Origin of the sequence: Bacillus nitratireducens (assembly GCF_001884135.1) — a bacterium.
GTDB lineage: Bacteria > Bacillota > Bacilli > Bacillales > Bacillaceae_G > Bacillus_A > Bacillus_A nitratireducens.
The window spans coordinates 99,229-117,644 of record NZ_MAOC01000093.1 but is presented as its reverse complement, the minus strand read 5'-3'; the positions used below and the strand labels follow the sequence as shown (position 1 = coordinate 117,644).

The window sequence follows — 18,416 nt, the reverse complement described above, 5'->3', positions numbered from 1 at the left end:
ATCTCCTTATTATTAAAATTATTTTTTCTAAAATAAATCCTCTGATCTCCTATTTAGCATTGGCAATTCTATCAACCTTGAATCTATTTAAAATAATCGAGAATCTCCAACACTACTAATCTTCTTTCTATAAAAGCCCCCATAAATTGTTTCCAACTACAACGATTTACAACATGAATTATTAGTAGCGTTAAGCAATAATTCTATTTTTATTATTTCACATTTTGATTTTTCTGAATATTAAACAAAAGGAGTAATTTTTTTCTAATGATTCTATGCCCAAATAGTACAAAAGAACTACCTTGCCCTTTATTCTTTGTAATATAGAATAAAGAAACACGATAGTTCTTTTAAGCATCTCTTATTTAATCCAACGGAACCAATTGATTTCGAACAGCATAAATCACCGCTTGCGATCGACTTTTTACATTTAGTTTTTTAAAAATTTTATTGATGTGAATTTTAACTGTTTTATCACTAATATATAGAGCTTCAGCAATTTCTTTATTACTAAGCCCTTTTACTAATTCAAAGAGAATTTCCTTTTCACGTTCCGTCAGTTCATTTTCATTTGATTCTAATTTCATTTTTTGCTGATGATATGTAATTAATTTTTTCGTCATACGCGGATGAATAACTGAATCGCCTTGATATAACATTCGAATTGCTGCCACTACCTGCTCCGATGATGAATCCTTCAATAAATAACCATCAGCACCAGACTGAAGCGCATCCATTAAGTACTCATCATGCTCATACATTGTAAAAACAAGTACTCGGCAATTAGGATATTTTTTTTTCACTAATCCCGTAGCTTCAATTCCATTTTTCCCTGGAAGATTAATATCCATCAAAATACAGTCTGGTCTACATTCCTCTACTTTTCCCAATACCTCGTCCCCAGAGCTCGCCTCTCCAACCACTTTCATATCAGATTCAACCTCTAGTATGCTCCGAATTGCGTCTCGTAAAAAAGCATGATCATCCACTACTAATATTTTAATCATTTTACGCACCCCTTGTTTGTGAATCTGGAATTAACAGTGTAATTTCTGTCCCTTTACCTAAAGAACTATCAATCTGTAAAGTAGCCCCTAGTTGTTCAGCTTGTTCATTCATATGTAATATACCATAATGTGGCTCATGCTTCGTTTTAACCATAGACTCAAATAGTGAAAAGCCAACTCCATTATCCTTAACCTTTAAAAGCACGTGCTCACTTTGATAACTTAGCAAAACATCAATTTCTTCTGCTTGTGCATGTTTAACAATGTTTTGTAAACTCTCTTGTAATGTATCAAAAATAACTCTTTCTTTTGAAAAGCTGAGCGCACGTGAATGACCTCTTTCATGATATGTAATGTCTAGTTCATATTCTTGTTTTAAAGATTTTATTTTACTTGCTATCGCCTGTTTAAGCCCTAATTGTTGTGTGGGATACGGCTTTAAAGCGTAAATAGAATAGCGAACTTCTCCTAAGCTTTCCCTTAAATCCTTTATACTTTTCTCGACTACTTGCTGCATATCAATAGGTTTATCATGGTATTTTTTCTGAGCGGACTCTAGTTGAAATATCACCCCAGCCAAAGCTTGTGCAATACCATCATGAATCTCGCGTGCAATTCGATTTCTTTCTTCTAAAATCATCCTTTTTTCTTGTTCAGAAATAAGTATTCTTGTTTTAACTATGTTAGCTAATTGGTTGGAAAATGTCGCTAACAACTGCACATCTTCCGGGAAAAAACCAGCACCTCTACTTTTACCTGCAACAAACATCCCGATCAACTCATTATTTACAATAAGAGGGAAATAAACTAAAGAACGTATAACATCCTCAAACACCCCATCTCCTGGTGCTGTACCAACCTTCCAATTATTAAAAACAGTATTTTCAGTTATTTTGCAGAACTCCCCTTTTTCGTCGGAATAATCAGTTATATCATTTTTCAATTTCCCATCCCTCAACTGTATATTCCATTCTCCCTCGTCTTTTGTCCATAATACATATGCCTGTATCCCTAGAAATCCTTTAAGTGATTTTTTTATGTGCTGAAGATTTCCTCCAGATAATCCACGGCTTATTTCTGTCGTAATAAGAAAAAATTCGTACAATCTTTCTTTTTCCATCCGTATTCGTGCAGAAAATGAACTAATGATAGAGATTGCCACAAGTGGGAAGAAAAAGAACAAAACAATAATTCCTTTTAGCTCTAAAGAATATTGGCTATCTAATATGTGTATAAGAACGGCATAGAATAGACAAAAACTTTCACAAAAAAAGACTGATATATTTTTTTGATTCCATCGATGTATCGAATATGTCTGAGGAAGAAGTACCATTAGTAAATCATAAAAGAGATTGTTGAAAAAACAGAAAAATATACTAAACAATAGTAAAAATAATAAGTTCTCATATAAAACTTCCATATTTATTACACTGGAAAACCACACCATACATTTGCTAGAAAACCATTCTGCTAACACAAGGCTAAGAGCATGCTGTGTACTATTAAAAAGCATCCTTTCCATTGGAGAACGCCGAAGCAAATGAATAATTAAAGTAACAAATACAAGAGCGAGCGCGGTTATATGTGTCCCAAACAACAAAAGCATAGAATAAATAATCGGAAAGCTAAGTGAACTTACTCCCCTCCAAAATCGTACAGGAAAATACTCTGTGATCCCCATAAACAGTACTAACAATACTAGTATTGTTAGATGAGAAGGGATTTTAATTTCAAGTAAAGAGATAGTTATAGTAATTAAACCCAAAAAAGAAATGAAATAAAGATAAAAGCTAGCAACTTTTTCTCTCATAGAAATAGAATCTACATCTTTCAAAACGATCCCTTCCTTCTTATATATTTTCTCTATTATCCAACAAAAAACCGGCACTGGCAAAATGGAAAAACCTCCACTAGCCAATCACCGGCTGTGTACTACACCTAAAAAGGCAAGACACAATACTAGTATAAATCGATTCTCATAAATTTCCTATTCATCAAACGATGTAATTATGCATACTGCTAGGCTTATCCTCTATAGTACAAAAGATATATATTAATATCGCTAATCTAATATACGCTTTCTTTCCATCCCCTATATCCTATTTTCTTCAGTATAAAAGATGACGTAACGTAACTTTCAAGCTAATTTTTTCAAATAATCCAAGCATAAATTTCTCACAAACAACAAAAATTAACAGAAGGAATTTTATTCTAAAAGAGGTGGACATGATGACAGAGCAAAGTAATAACCAACAAAAAAATAAAACGAAGCATATGTTTCCATCACTTCCGGAAAATATTAATTACATTGAAAATAAGCTCTGTCATTCAGATGATATAAAAAAATTAGATGTCCCTTTTCAAAATGGAAAAGGAATCATTATATATATCGAATCTTTAGCAGACCCAAATTTAATTCATCAATTAGCTCTTGAGCCTTTATTAACTCGATCAGAATTGTCTTTAGATAAAGCCTTTTCTACTTTGAATATGAAAAAAGAAACGAATTTAAATTATGGAATTCAACTTTTATTACAGGGTAAATCGTTATATTTTCATGAACATGTTGAAAGTTTTTGTATTTTCGAAACAGCTTTATCTTTAAAAAGGGATATAAAAGAGCCTGACAATGAAGGTGTTGTACGCGGACCACATTCTGGTTTTGTAGAAGATTTAGCAACCAATTTAGCTTCTATTCGTAAACTCATAAAAAGTCCAAATGTCGTCGTTAAATATTTCACACTTGGTGAAGAAATGCACACAAAAGTGGCAATTGCTTATATGCAAAATATAGCGAATGATGATCTCGTCACAGAAGTAAAAAGAAGATTAGAAACGATTAAGACCGATGCACTAATGCCACCAGGTTACATACAAGAATTCATAGAAGATACGTCTTTCTCACCATTCCCACAACAATTAAATACAGAGCGCCCAGATAGAACTGCTGCTAATTTAATGGAGGGGCGAGTTGCTATTTTATCAGATGGAGATCCAACAGCACTTATCGTTCCCGTTACATTATTTGCTTTTTATCAATCACCAGATGATTATAATAACCGCTGGATTGTCGGTTCCTTCGTACGAATGATCCGCTTAGTAAGTTTCTTAATCGCTTTTCTCTTACCAGCTATATATATCGCGACCGTGGCCTTTCATCCTGATGTATTGCCACTCGAACTCGTTTATACAATTAAAGCTTCATTAGAAAAGGTACCACTCCCTCCGATTTTTGAGGCACTCTTAATGGAATTGATTTTCGAATTGTTACGAGAAGCTGGAATTCGTCTACCGAGCCGCGTTGGACAAACAATCGGTATTGTAGGTGGTTTAGTAATTGGTGATGCAATTGTAAAAGCCGGACTCGTTTCTTACACAATGATTATCGTTGTAGCTTTAACTGCAATCTCATCTTTTCTCGTTCCATCAAACGATATGAGTTCAGCAGTTCGGATTCTTCGTTTTCCGTTAATGATCCTTGCTGCCATATTTGGATATGTAGGAATTTCATTTGGTTTAATTATAACTTTCGTTCACTTATGTCAGCTTCATTCTTTTCATACACCATATCTTTCTCCTATTGCTCCAATGCGGATAAAAGATATGAAAGATTCTTTTGTCAGATTTCCAATGTGGTCATTTTGGGAACGACCACATGATCCAAAGCCGAAAAAAATGCAACGACAACATGTAACGAGAGAGGATGAGGACGGTGACAAACACGCAAAGTAAAATTTCGCTTGTTCAATTTACCTTTTTCGTTATTCAATGCCAAATCGGAGTTGGTATCCTTTCTCTACCAAACCGTCTTCACCCCATTGCGAAAGGTGGTGGGTGGATTTCTGCTCTCATCGCTGGGCTTGCGATTCAACTTATTATTTTACTTATGTGGCTTTTCTTAAAACGATTTCCTGATGCTGATATGTATGAAAGTGTTTGTATGCTATTTGGTAATAAGTTTGGAAAACTGTTAGGTTTTGCTTATGTTTTTTATTTTACCCTTATCGGTATGACGGTTATGTTAAATGCTTGTAATGTCATTAAAGTATGGGTCTTACAAGCCACCCCCTGGTCTGCAATTCTCATACTATTTACAATAGCTTGTTGCTACGTAGCCTATAATACATTTAAGGTGATTGTACGATTTTATGTCATGGCCTCTATTCTCATTATTCCAATGGCCCTTTTAATTGCCCTGGGGCTTTCCCGAGCTGATTTCTCTTATATTTTTCCTATTACAGAAGCCGGATGGTGGAATATAATTCAAGCATCAAGGGAAACAATTACAGCCATGTATGGTTTTGAAATTATTCTTATCGCTTTTCCAAAAGTAAATGGCAGTTCTGTGGCAAAACTGAAGGCCATTTCTATCGCTAATGGATTTGTAACGCTTTTTTATACTTTTACTGTTTGGATTTGCTTTATCGTATTTAGTCCAAAACAAGTTGAACTTATTCCAGAGCCAGTTGCTTACTTATTACGCTCCTTGCATATTGGGATTATAGATCGAACTGATTTACTATTCATACCAATATGGATGATAACAGTTGTGGCTTCTATTGCTAGTTATTACTGTGCTGCCTCAATAGGAATTGGACATATATTCAATCTTGCTAATCATAAAAAGGCCGTTCCAATCGTTGGTATTATTGCTTTTAGTGTAGCCTTATTTATAGATACACCTGAAGAATTAAAAGTAATTGCAACTTTCACTGATAAGTTCACCTATATTTTCATCGTTGTCCTCCCTCTTTTATTTCTACTTTATTCAGTAATAAGAAAGAAGAAAGGAGAACAGTATGTTCAAAAAAAGAGTTAAATTCCTTTTTATATTATGTACTAGTTCCCTCTTTTCTGGCTGTTGGGATCAAGAACCATTAAGGGAAGCAAGGCTAGCTTATAGTATTGGATCTGATATTACGGAAGAGAATCAACTCCAGCAAACAGTTGAGCTTGTAAAAAGTTCAAGCGGAGAGCAATCTTCATTCGAGAATGAAATACATTCAGCAACCGGGCATAACATAAGGGATACAAGCGATGCCCTAAAAAAAAATGTGACTGGAAATATTCGCTATTTCAAATATGGTGTTCAATTACTAGGAACCAAAATTCTAAAAAAAGGTATACTACCCTATTTAGATGTTAGCTTTCGGGATCCATCAAACCCAACTGCTTTAGTAAAACTTATTGCAGTAGATGGTGAAACATCCGAGATACTCGAAAAAAAGAAAGTAGGAAATTTACTAATTGGAGATTTTCTAAAGAAAAAAGTGAAAAGCTTAGAAGATATGAGTGTATTTCCAAAAGAAACTTTAGAAACAGCTGCTACAAAAATGTTAGATCCCGGTAAAGACTTTACCCTCCCTTCTATAAAAATAAAAGGAAAAGAAGTAATTACAAACGGGTTAGCTTTATTTAACAACGATAAATTAACTGGGCATTTACCTTTGAAACAATCTGTTTTATTCGTGTTATTAACCGGAAAAATGGGAACAAGTGCCCGTATAACCCAAAAACTTACTAGCGATGAATCAGAGAAGACATCTGATTATTTAACAATGGAAGTGAGCAATCGGAAACTAAAAAGAGAATTAAACATAACAACTGACAAAAAAGGAAATGTTTACGCCCATCTAAAACTGAAACTGCAAGTAATCGCCCTTGAAGCTCCAAGAGATAATCTTTACAAGATGGATGAAAGAAAAAAACTAAATAAAGAACTGTCTAAACAGCTTACAAAAGAAGCTCAAAAGATAACGAAAAAGTTACAAAAAGCAAATTGTGATGCTTTCGGTATCGGGAGACACCTTATCGCTTATCATCCTGATTTATGGAAGAAAAAAAATTGGAATGAAGATTATGCAAAAGTGAAGTTCAAACCAGAAGTAGAAGTAAATATTTTATATAGCGGTGTCCTAAAGTAAAAAGGTTGTATGCCGGGCGGCATACAACCTTTTATTTCGTATATCGATATACAATTGATTCATATGGTCTTAAATTAAGCTTCTTAATATCCGTACTTGAATCTTTATAATTTGATACTACTACTTCTTGTTTCATACCATCCAATTGAACATGAACTGGTACAGAATACGTTATTTCTTCTCCATAGAAGTTATTTATAACAAGTAATACTTCATCATTTACAGTGCGTGTATATGCCCAAATCTTAGGATGATTTGCATCTAAAATAGCATATTCCCCTTCTGTAATAACATCATATGTTTTTCTTAGTTCAATTAGTTTTTTATAATGATAAAATACAGATTCTTTCTCTTCTAACGCTTTTTCTACATTAATCTCTGTATAACTATCAGCCACGGAAATCCAAGGTGTACTCGTTGTAAAACCGCTGTTCACCTCTTCATTCCACTGCATCGGAGTACGGGAATTATCACGAGATTTTTGTTTTAAAATCCCTATAATCTCTTCTTTTGATAATCCTTCTTCTAGCTTTATATCATATATATTTAACGATTCCACATCACGATATTGCTCGATGGACTCGAATTTAGGATTCATCATACCGATTTCTTCCCCTTGATAAATGTAAGGTGTGCCCTGCAACATATGCATAGCTGTCGCTAACATTTTAGCAGATTCATTTCGGTATTTCCCATCATCTCCAAAGCGTGACACAATGCGAGGCTGGTCATGATTACACCAGAATAATGCATTCCATCCTCCGCCCTTTTGCATTTCAATTTGCCAATTAGACATAATCTCTTTTAATTTAATAAAATCAAAAGTCGCTTTCGTCCACTTATCACCATTTGGATAGTCTACTTTTAAATGATGGAAACTAAACGTCATACTTAGTTCATTACGCTCAGGGTTTGAGTATTTAATACAATTATCAATTGTCGTAGATGACATTTCTCCAACTGTAATTACATCTTTCCCTTCAAAAACATTTCGGTTCATCTCTTGTAAATATTCATGGACGCGTGGACCATCCGTATAATATTTACGCCCATCACTTGTCGCAGTACTACCGTCATCATTCAAGAAACTTTGGTCTTTTGAAATTAAGTTAATTACATCTAATCGGAATCCTGTTACCCCTTTATCAAGCCAAAAGCGCATCATATCATATACTTCTTCACGAAGTTTTTCATTTTCCCAATTTAAATCAGCTTGCGTCTCATCAAATAGATGTAAAAAATATTGCTCTGTTTTCTCATCATATTTCCAAGCAGATCCACCAAATTTAGACTGCCAATTATTCTTTTCATCACGCCAAATATAATAATTACGATACGGACTATTTTTATCTTCTTTTGCTTCTTTAAACCACTTATGCTCCGTCGAACTATGGTTTACGACAATATCGAGCATAATCTCAATATCACGTGCTTTCGCTTCTTCTAAAAGCTCTTCAAACTCTTCCATCGTTCCGTAAGATGGATCAATGCTGTAATAATCACTTACATCGTATCCATTATCGTTTTGTGGTGATTCATATATCGGTGTTAACCAAATATAATCTACTCCAAGTTCTTTTAAATAATCTAGTTTCTCTGTAACCCCTTTTATATCACCGGTTTCTTTATTGTAATAACTATTAAAGCTCTTCGGATAAATTTGATAGACTACACTTTTATGCCAATCCTTCATGCTTAACTTCCTCCTACTTCTGTTTAACTCTTTTTGCAAATAACCACGTTAACGTAAATGGGATTACAATTGCGATAATCATTCCTACGATAAACATTGGAATCGATTTCGGAATGATAGAAATAAATGCTGGCAATCCGCCAATTCCGATAGCAGGTGCTAATACACCATTTAATGTAATGAATATCGCTGCTACAGCAGATCCTATAATCGCTGCATAGAACGGAAATTTATTTCGTAAATTCACACCGAACATCGCTGGCTCTGTAATACCAAAGTACGCTGAAATTGCTGATGTCGATGCCATACTTTTATCATTTTGATTTTTAGAAATCCAGAACATTGCTAGTGCCGCACTACCTTGTGCAATGTTAGAAAGAGCAATCATCGGCCAAATGAATGTACCGCCGTGTTGTGCAATTAATTGTAAATCGATAGCAATAAACATATGATGCATACCTGTAATTACGAGCGGTGCATATAATGCTCCAAATAGTACTGCTCCAACTACTGGTACTGTTTCATATACACCTACTAATCCAGCTGTTAATAAATCTCCAATATGACGTGTAACTGGACCGATAATTCCCAATGCTAACACACCTGTTACAACGATTGTTGTAATTGGTACAACTAATAATTGAATCGCATTTGGTACATGTTTCTTTAAGAAGATTTCCACTTTACTTAAGACAAATGCCGCTACTAAAACCGGTAGGATTTGACCTTGATACCCTACCTTTTCAATTTGAAACAGTCCTAAAATATCGAAGTACTCAATCTTTTGTCCCTCTAAACCAGTCGCTGCTTTTCCATAATCCCACGCGTTTAATAAGGCCGGATGCACAAGCATTAATCCCATAACAATACCTAGTATTGGACTACCGCCAAAACGCTTCGTCGCTGACCAACCAACAAGTGCCGGTAAGAATACGAATGCTGTATTGGCCATCATATTAATTAAATCCCAAAGCCCTCCTAAGTTCGGATAAACATCTAATAAATTTTTACCATCAAAAAATAAGTCCTTTGCCCCTAATAAATTGTTAATCCCCATCAGTAAACCAGCTGTTACAATCGCTGGTAATATCGGCATAAATACATCTGAAAATACTTTTACAAATTTTTGAGCTGGATTTAACTTTTGGTTTCCAGAATCTTTTACGTCAGCTACTGTCGATTCCTCCATACCTGCAAGCGTTATCAATTCAGCGTAAACACGATCTACGTCCCCTGGACCGATTACAATTTGAAATACCCCAGCGTTATGAAACGCTCCCTTCACTAATGAAATAGACTGCAATTTATCATTATCTATTTTACTTTCATCTTTTAAAGCGATACGGAGCCTCGTTACACAGTGCGCAGCTTGTTCAATATTGTCTTTCCCACCAATATACTGCAACACTTCTTCCGCTGTTTTACGATAGTCTTTCCCCATATTCCCGTCCCTCTTTTCTTTTTTTGATACCGTTTACACTTACATATTAACTCGTATATATAAGTTAGTCAACACTCGTATATACGAGTTGGTGATTTTTTTATAAAAAAAGAGATGAAACAATATTTTGTTCCATCTCTTTACTTCCTCCGCGCCACATCTGAAAAATGAAAAATATCTAAGCGGTGGCGTGATTCTGTATATTCGAACTGACTTCCATCATAAAAATGTGTAAAGTTTTTCACAACGACAACATAGTCTGTTCCATTTAAATCTAAATACTTTCTATCGTCCTCTGTACATGGTTGCACTTCAATTACCCTCTGTGAGTAACTAATATGAAGACCTAGTTCTTTCTCAATGTATTTATAAATGGACTCCGCCGCAATTTCACTCGTTAATCCAGGAATATATTCCGATACAAAATGATTGATATCCAAAATTACTTTTTCTCCATCAATATTTCGTACACGCTTAATGTGATCTATTTCCGTTTTTTCTTTCACGTTTAATAACTTTGCTACCTCTTTTGTCGCTTTTACTTTCTCTATTTCCACGACTTCTGTAATACAATGACGTCCTAAACGCTCATTTTCTTCTTGAAAACTTACTATACCGCCAAAATTAAACTCAATATTTTTTCGCTTTAAAACAAAAACACCTTTTCCATGTATTTTCTGAACATATCCACGCTCTTGCAATAAATCTACCGCTTTTCTTACAGTGCCTCGGCTTGCTTCATACTGCCTCATCAATTCAGTTTCTGATGGGATTTTGCATCCCTCTTTTAATTGTTTATTATCAATAGACTTACTGATTTCTGTATAAATTTGTTCATACTTACTCATCATCTACAATAGCCCCTTGTCACCTTCTAATTCTATATGTATTATACCACGCTACACTCTTCTGCCAATCTCTCACTTATTTTCCAGTACAAGAAAAATATAGGTAAATATTTAACCAATGATACGTATTTTTATAAAAAAATTTATATTTTTCTTTTCATTCAAAAAAACATGTAGTATACTAACTTCAAAATCAGAGGAGAAAGGGAGCAAAGAACTATGCTTACTTATACAACAATTGTAGTTACATTTGCACAAAAACATCATCATCATACTTAACCCTTGAAACCTAGCGGAAAAATTACGCGTAGGTACAAGGGTTATTCCCGTTGTACCTACGTTAGGCGAAGAGCCATGTAGGTATTTTTTATCTACATGGCTCTTTTTTTATTGCCAAAAAGCTAGTAAAAAATGATGTTTAAGCAAAACTTACTACAAAGGAGTTAACAAAAATGGAAACGAAAAAATGGGGATTATGGGTTTTAACAGCTTTTGTTATCGGGAATATGGTTGGCGGTGGCGTATTTATGCTCCCAGCAAATTTAGCACACGTATCAGGTCCAATGGGTTCTACACTTGCATGGAGTATTACAGGTCTTGGTGTATTTATGATTGCACTCGTATTTGGAAATTTAGCAATTCGAAAACCAGAATTAAAAGCCGGACCACAAAGTTATGCCCAAGCAATGTTTACATCCCAAAAGGCAGGTAAAGTTGCAGGATATAGTATGGCATGGGGATATTGGGCTGCTAACTGGGCTGCTACAGCATCTGTTATTATTTCCTTTGCTGGATATTTATCAACATTCTTTCCAGTTTTACAAAGTAAGCAAATTCTCTTTTCAACAAACGGATTTTCACTAGAACTTGGAAAAGGGTTAACTTTCCTCGTATGTAGCCTTATGTTATGGGGAATTCAATATATTCTTTCTCAAAATATTGATAGAGCAGGAAATATGAACCTTCTTGCTACTATTGCAAAAATCATCGGATTTACAATGTTTATTGTAATCACATTATTCATTTTCAATGCCTCTAATTTCGGGGATGGTCAAACATTTATGAATGAATCTGGACAAGCCATTTCATTAGGCGGACAAATAAATTCAGCGGCTATTGCAACACTTTGGGCGTTCATCGGTATTGAGTCAGCAGTTATGCTTTCTAATCGTGCAAAATCTCAGCGTGATGTTAAAAAAGCAACGATTTTCGGATTAATTATTGCTCTTCTTATTTACATGGCAATTACTCTACTAACAATGGGCGCTCTTCCGCAAGATGTTTTAAAAGAATCTCAAAAGCCATTAGTAGATGCATTAAATTTAGCAATTGGTAGTAAAGGCGCTTATATAATGGCCTTACTTGCACTCGTATCTTTATTCGGCTCTACTGTAGGATGGATCGTTGTTAGCTCAGAAGTACCTTACCAAGCAGCAAAAAATGGGCTTTTCCCTAAGTTTTTCGGAAAAACAAATAAAAAAGGAAGCCCTTCAAAATCATTACTTATTACAAATGTAATGACACAAATTTTCTTATTTTCAACGATTTCTGGTACTGTTTCCGAAGCATACAATTTCGCTATTGTTGTAGCGACATTAGCATATTTAATCCCATATCTTGTTTCTACCTTGTATCAATTAAAATTAGTTATTACGGGGGAAACGTATGATATAATGCCTGGATCTCGAATAAAAGATGGTATCATTACTGCACTAGCATTTTTATATTCCATTTGGGTTATTAAAACAGGAACTGCTGATTTAAAAACGTTCTTCTTAGGAATTGGGTTGTTTGTATTAGGCCTTATTCTTTATCCAATTTTAATGAAAGATTCACAAAAAAAATAATAAAAAAAGAGAAGCTTTCCGCTTCTCTTTTTTTATTAAAAATCAGTTAATAACTTTCCTTTTAGCTCACCTACATCTAACGGTTTCGCATAATAAAAACCTTGTACAAAGTCACAACCCATTAATTGTAATAAACTTTCTTGTTCTACCGTTTCTACCCCTTCAGCAACCACTAATAAATTTAAACTATGGGCAATCTCAATAACCGATTTTACAATCGTTCGCTCAGGTTGTGCATGATCATAATGAAACTCACGAATAAAATTACGATCAATTTTTACAATATCAAGTGGGAGTTTTTTTAAATAATATAATGAGGAATATCCCGTTCCGAAATCGTCTAAAGCGATTAAAATCCCCATACTTCTTAATTCTTGTAATGTAGCAATAATATAATCAAAATGACGTACAGCTATACTTTCTGTTATTTCTAATATTAAACGACTTGGTGGAAATCCTGTTCGCTTCAATATACTACGAACGGATAAAATAAATTGCTTTTGCATCAATTGTTGTATTGATAAATTAACAGATAACTTCAGTCCCTCTTGACACTCTGGTAAAGTTTTAAACAGTCGGCATGATTTTTCTAGTACCCAGTCTCCTAGTTTTATAATAAGTCCACACTCTTCAGCTACAGGTATAAATTCACTTGGTGAAATAGGACCTTCTTCTGTGTTACAACGTACTAAAGCCTCAATACCAGTACATTTCATTGTTTTCAAATCAATAATGGGCTGTAATGCCACTTTCAATTCTTCGTCACGAATTGCTTTTTGCAAAGCAAATTCTATTTTCATTCTACGGTTTATTTTCGCACGTAATTCATCTGTAAAGAAGCACGCCGCATTTCTTCCTTGCTCTTTCGCACTATACATGGCTAAATCCGAATTTTTCAATAATGTTTCAACGTCTTTTCCATCTTGCGGATAGGAACAAAGTCCTAGACTAGCTGAAATATATACTTCATGACCTTCAAGCATAAATGGTGCCTGAAAACATGACAATACCGATGTCGCTAACTGCCGCATCTCATCTTGTGTATGAGTTTTTGTTAACAACACAAATTCGTCGCCACCCAGCCTAGCTAGAACATCTTTCTCTCCTAGCACATAATGCAAGCGTGAGGCGACTTCACTTAAAAGTAAATCTCCTAGCATATGGCCTAACGTATCATTCACTAATTTAAAACGATCTAAATCAAAGTAAATCATGCCAAACTCTATTTTCTCTGCAATCATCTTATTTACAGTCGTAATTAACTGTAAACGATTTGGTAAACTTGTTAACGCATCGTGATAAGCAAGTTCCCTATAACGACTTTCGCTTAATCGTAATCTTTGTTCTGCTTCTTTCCTACTACTTATATCATTTCGAATTGCAATAAATTGATAGGGTTCTCCCTTTTCATTTAAAAATGGAACAATTGTTGTTTTAACCCAATAATACGTACCATCTTTTGCTTGATTTCGAATTTCTCCCGTCCAAACTTTCCCACTCAAAATACGCTTCCATAAAATTTGAAAAAATGCTTTCGGATGATATCCAGAATTTAAAATACGGTGATCTTTTCCTATTAACTCTTCTCTTTTATATTTTGAGATTTCACAAAATTTATCATTCACATATGTAATACGACCATTTCGGTCTGTAATAGCAACAATTGAAGACTCATCTAATGCTAATTTTAAATCTTGCAATGAAGAGTCATATAATGCATGACCTCTTTGTTCTAGCATGCGCATCTCTCCTTGCTTCCTATCTGACTAAAACACAACTCGTTTCTCTTCATAGAAATAGAGACATTTCATTTTCTAACAATATGCCTTTACATAAACCATAAATTTTTTCTAAATAGGCCGATTAAAATAACATAATATTATTTATAAAAAAAAGCAATATGGTGCTATTTTAATGATAGTAGAAGCTTCTTATCTCCCTGTTTATCTAAACGTATTATACCGTATTCTCTTACATTTTTTTAATTTTTAAAGTGACAATTCCACCAATATTAGCCTCTACTCCCTATTAATGTGGCCTCACACCTAATCTCTTTTATTTTATGAAATGTTAAGATGTAAATCCAACTGCCGATACATAATGAAATAGAGATTAAAATATAAAATGCAACTATTCACAAATAATAATATAAAGTGAAACTTTAATCAGTGATTTTTTTGTTCATCATCCACTGATTATTAGCCTTCACCAATCGGGCGTTTACGGGAAGCAGGGCTTCCACCTAACTTCTTTGCTCCAGCTGAATTTTGAGGTGGGAGTTTTACTGCCCACAAATAGCGGGATAAAATCAAAATTTGCATTTAATATACTGAATTACAATAACAAAATATTAACATATTTTCACCTTAATTTTGGAAGTATTTTATAAAATAAATATAGTATTAGACTAAAAAAGAGGATATCCTCTTTTTTAGTCTAATACTGATATGGTATTTGCTGATAACCCGGGTATGGCACTGGATATGGTGCTGGATATGTTACTGGGTACGGTGCTGGATAGTAACCTCCACCTGCTGCACCCGTTAATGCGCCAGCTGTAAGCCCACCTAACACGCCTCCAGCAAAACTTCCTGGGAAAAATCCACCACCCCACGAGCCGCCACCCCAGCCCCATCCACCACCGTGATGATGATGATGATCATAATGATTGTGTCCACCATGGTGATTATGTCCGCCATTATGATGGTGCCCTCCATGATTATGACGATAATACAATCCGTTATTTTCTATATAATTCATTATTCCCCTCTCCTTTCCATTTTCTCACCTTAATAAGAAGAATCCGCATAATATAGATAACCATATCCTGGGCTTCATAATACACCTGCTACAAATCCAGGAAAGAAACCTCATTCCCTTTCCTATATAAGAGGCAAGATTTTTGTCCCTCCTACACTGATCATTAACCAGCAAATAGTGGGATAAAAACGTAACAATATACTGTATGTAGGACAAATGCGGAAAGCATGGGGAAAATGTCTATATTTTGTAAAAAAAACAAAACGCTTTATAATAGGAATGTCGGATTACACCTTTTATATAAGAAGTCTATATTTAAGAAAGATTAGAGGAATTTTATAGAAATGAAGAAGCCTATCGTTCAATTATTATTAGTATTTACAATTGTATCTATCGTTCTTTTCCTTTTAAATACATCGGTTATTTCGCTATATACATTTGTGGGTGTCCTATGGTCTATTACAATCGTAGGAATTTCATTCGTTATTTTTATCGAAAATAGATCCCCGCAAAGCACCTTAGCATGGTTTTTAGTATTAGCACTTCTTCCTGTTGTCGGTGTGCTTTTATACTCTATTTTTGGGCGTAGCCGTTGGAGAAGAAAAAAACATCTCCACCGCTCAGAAGAACAAAGAAAATTATTCCGTGAAATTTTAGAAGGAAGACGACTAGAATTGTCACTCACAGTTCCTTTACATGAACGTTCCGTACATTTAACAGAAGTCGTACAAAAATTTGGAGGCGGTCCTGCCGCAGATAGAACGACCACAAAACTTTTAACAAACGGAGATCAAACATTTTCAGAAATTCTGCAAGCTATTGAGCATGCAAAACACCATATACATATTCAATACTATATTTATAAATCTGATGAGATTGGTACAAAAGTTCGGGATGCTTTAATAAAGAAGGCAAAAGACGGTGTTATTGTACGCTTCCTTTATGATGGACTCGGAAGTAACACGTTAAGAAGACGCTTTTTACAGCCTATGAAAGAAGCTGGAATTGAAATTGTAGAATTTGACCCTATTTTTTCAGCTTGGTTACTTGAAACGGTCAATTATCGTAACCATCGAAAAATCGTTATTGTAGATGGAGAAATTGGTTTTACCGGGGGACTCAACGTCGGTGATGAGTATCTTGGCCGTTCAAAAAAATTCCCCGTTTGGCGAGACAGCCATTTAAAAATAGAAGGAAAAGCATTATATAAATTACAAGCAATCTTTCTAGAAGATTGGCTCTATGCCTCTAGTGGATTAAATAACTATTCTTGGGACCAATTTATGAATAAACAATACTTCCCAGGTAAAGAAATTTCGGATGCAGAAGGTGCTGTTCAAATTGTAGCAAGTGGACCAAGCTCAGATGATAAAAGTATTCGTAATACATTACTAGCTATTATGGGATCTGCTAAAAAATCTATTTGGATCGCTACACCATACTTTATTCCAGATCAAGAAACTTTAACATTATTACGCTTAAGTGCAATTTCCGGCATAGATGTACGCATTTTATATCCAGGTAAAAGTGATAGTATTATTAGTGATCAAGCATCTCAATCCTATTTCACTCCACTTTTAAAAGCTGGTGCTTCCATTTACAGTTATAAAGATGGTTTTATGCATGCGAAAGTTGTACTCGTTGATGATAAAATAGCGACAATTGGAACAGCAAATATGGATGTACGTAGCTTTGAATTAAATTATGAAATTATTAGTGTACTTTATGAATCAGAAACCGTTCATGATATTAAACATGATTTTGAAGAAGACTTTAAGCATTCCACTGAAATTAAGTGGAATTCGTTCCAAAAAAGAAGTATCAAAAAACGAATATTAGAGTCTCTCATGCGACTCATTTCTCCTTTACTATAAGCAATCAATATACTATTGATTGCTTTTTCTTTTGCATTTCCCCCCTCTCCTTTTCTTTGCATACCATATTAAAACAAGTTATCATAAGATGTATTACTTTATGAAAATAATGTTAGGTGGGAAATACATGTTAGAACAATTTCATATACACGCTGATTTAAAACAGCAGCTTTCTACAATTCACGAAAAGAATAAACAAGAAGCTGGTGAAAATGCACATTTAATTGGAAAGAAAATATATAAAGCATCTGATAACAGCATTATCGAAGATGCCATTACAGCACTTTTGCTTGGTAAAAACATTCTATTAAAAGGACCAACTGGTAGTGGTAAAACGGTACTAGCGGAAACTCTTTCTTCTTTATTCCAAAAACCAATGCATAGCATTAACTGTTCTGTCGATTTAGATGTGGAAGGTATTTTAGGATACAACACATTACAAACGAAAGACGGAGCATCTGAAGTTACGTTCGTTAACGGTCCTCTTATGAAAGCAATGAAGAACGGTCATTTCCTATATATTGATGAAATCAATATGGCAAAACCTGAAACGTTACCACTTCTTCACGGCGCATTAGATTACCGTAAAATGATTACAAACCCATTTACACAAGAAGTTGTATACGGTGATGACGAATATCGCGTAATTGCTGCGATTAACGAAGGTTACGTTGGTACAAGTGAACTAAACGAAGCATTAAAAAACCGTTTCGTTATTATTGAAGTTCCTTACATTCAAGGTGATACATTAAAAGAGCTATTACTATCTGAATCAAAATTAAATGATGTTGCAACAATTGAAAAGTTCGTTGCATTCGCAAGCGATCTTATGCCTTTAGCTCGTGATGGGCGCGTAAGTGAAGAAGCGGCTAGTATTCGTGGCATTATCGATGCATGTGATTTAGGGGTATATATTCCTGTTATGCGTGCAATTGAACGTAGTATTATCGCAAAATTAAACGATGAAACAGAACAAATGACTGTCCGTGAATTAGCAGAAAGTTATTTCTTTGAGGGATAAT

Annotated in this window: 13 protein-coding genes; 6 read left to right on the top strand and 7 right to left on the bottom strand. The window is 34.5% G+C overall.

Annotation, left to right across the window (positions count from 1 at the left end; all coding sequences use genetic code 11):
• Positions 1-365: 365 nt before the first annotated feature.
• Together BAU23_RS27820 and BAU23_RS27815 are read right to left on the bottom strand one after the other, a co-directional pair.
• Positions 366-1,007: a response regulator gene (locus BAU23_RS27820; protein ID WP_000590684.1), complete on the bottom strand. Its 642-nt coding sequence runs from the start codon at positions 1,005-1,007 to the stop codon at positions 366-368.
• A 1-nt stretch (position 1,008) separates the two neighbouring features.
• On the bottom strand, positions 1,009-2,841 hold the full coding sequence (locus BAU23_RS27815; protein WP_033670377.1) for a GAF domain-containing sensor histidine kinase: 1,833 nt from the start codon (positions 2,839-2,841) through the stop codon (positions 1,009-1,011).
• Positions 2,842-3,236: 395 nt separating this feature from the next.
• Between BAU23_RS27815 and gerKA the strand changes: the two genes are divergently transcribed.
• The 3 genes from gerKA to gerKC are packed head-to-tail and all read left to right on the top strand — an operon-like array spanning position 3,237 to position 6,931.
• Entirely contained in the window at positions 3,237-4,739 is a 1,503-nt protein-coding gene (gene gerKA / locus BAU23_RS27810; protein WP_016128673.1) for a spore germination protein GerKA, read from the top strand.
• Complete coding sequence (locus BAU23_RS27805; RefSeq protein WP_000185785.1) at positions 4,720-5,826, top strand: GerAB/ArcD/ProY family transporter; 1,107 nt, start codon at positions 4,720-4,722, stop codon at positions 5,824-5,826. The genes gerKA and BAU23_RS27805 overlap by 20 nt, the downstream gene beginning before the upstream one ends.
• Entirely contained in the window at positions 5,807-6,931 is a 1,125-nt protein-coding gene (gene gerKC / locus BAU23_RS27800) for a spore germination protein GerKC (protein WP_071735646.1), read from the top strand. The genes BAU23_RS27805 and gerKC overlap by 20 nt, the downstream gene beginning before the upstream one ends.
• Before the next feature lie 31 nt (positions 6,932-6,962).
• Here the strand turns inward: gerKC and treC are convergent, their stop codons facing one another.
• The 3 genes from treC to treR all read right to left on the bottom strand — a co-directional run bounded on the left by treC (position 6,963) and on the right by treR (position 10,916).
• The gene (treC, locus tag BAU23_RS27795; protein WP_071735644.1) at positions 6,963-8,624 is read right to left on the bottom strand and encodes an alpha,alpha-phosphotrehalase; all 1,662 of its coding nucleotides are present in this window, start codon (positions 8,622-8,624) and stop codon (positions 6,963-6,965) included.
• Between the two features lie 13 nt (positions 8,625-8,637).
• The gene (gene treP, locus BAU23_RS27790; RefSeq protein ID WP_000513924.1) at positions 8,638-10,065 is read right to left on the bottom strand and encodes a PTS system trehalose-specific EIIBC component; all 1,428 of its coding nucleotides are present in this window, start codon (positions 10,063-10,065) and stop codon (positions 8,638-8,640) included.
• 140 nt (positions 10,066-10,205) lie between these two features.
• Positions 10,206-10,916, bottom strand: coding sequence for a trehalose operon repressor (treR, locus tag BAU23_RS27785; protein WP_000987248.1), 711 nt, complete (start codon positions 10,914-10,916; stop codon positions 10,206-10,208).
• A 449-nt stretch (positions 10,917-11,365) separates the two neighbouring features.
• Between treR and BAU23_RS27780 the strand changes: the two genes are divergently transcribed.
• Positions 11,366-12,760 (top strand): amino acid permease, encoded by a 1,395-nt coding sequence (locus BAU23_RS27780; protein ID WP_000448436.1) that lies wholly within the window; start codon positions 11,366-11,368, stop codon positions 12,758-12,760.
• A 35-nt stretch (positions 12,761-12,795) separates the two neighbouring features.
• Here BAU23_RS27780 and BAU23_RS27775 read toward each other — a convergent pair whose 3' ends face one another.
• Positions 12,796-14,499: a putative bifunctional diguanylate cyclase/phosphodiesterase gene (locus BAU23_RS27775; RefSeq protein ID WP_000893340.1), complete on the bottom strand. Its 1,704-nt coding sequence runs from the start codon at positions 14,497-14,499 to the stop codon at positions 12,796-12,798.
• A 697-nt stretch (positions 14,500-15,196) separates the two neighbouring features.
• Positions 15,197-15,520 (bottom strand): cobalt transporter, encoded by a 324-nt coding sequence (locus tag BAU23_RS27770; RefSeq protein WP_071735643.1) that lies wholly within the window; start codon positions 15,518-15,520, stop codon positions 15,197-15,199.
• 344 nt (positions 15,521-15,864) lie between these two features.
• On the opposite strand from BAU23_RS27770, the gene BAU23_RS27765 reads away from it, so the two are divergent.
• Complete coding sequence (locus tag BAU23_RS27765; protein ID WP_000743052.1) at positions 15,865-17,394, top strand: cardiolipin synthase; 1,530 nt, start codon at positions 15,865-15,867, stop codon at positions 17,392-17,394.
• A gap of 127 nt (positions 17,395-17,521) precedes the next feature.
• A complete protein-coding gene (locus tag BAU23_RS27760) occupies positions 17,522-18,415 on the top strand; it encodes an ATP-binding protein (protein ID WP_000892965.1) in 894 nt (297 codons plus the stop codon).
• Position 18,416 lies beyond the last annotated feature (1 nt).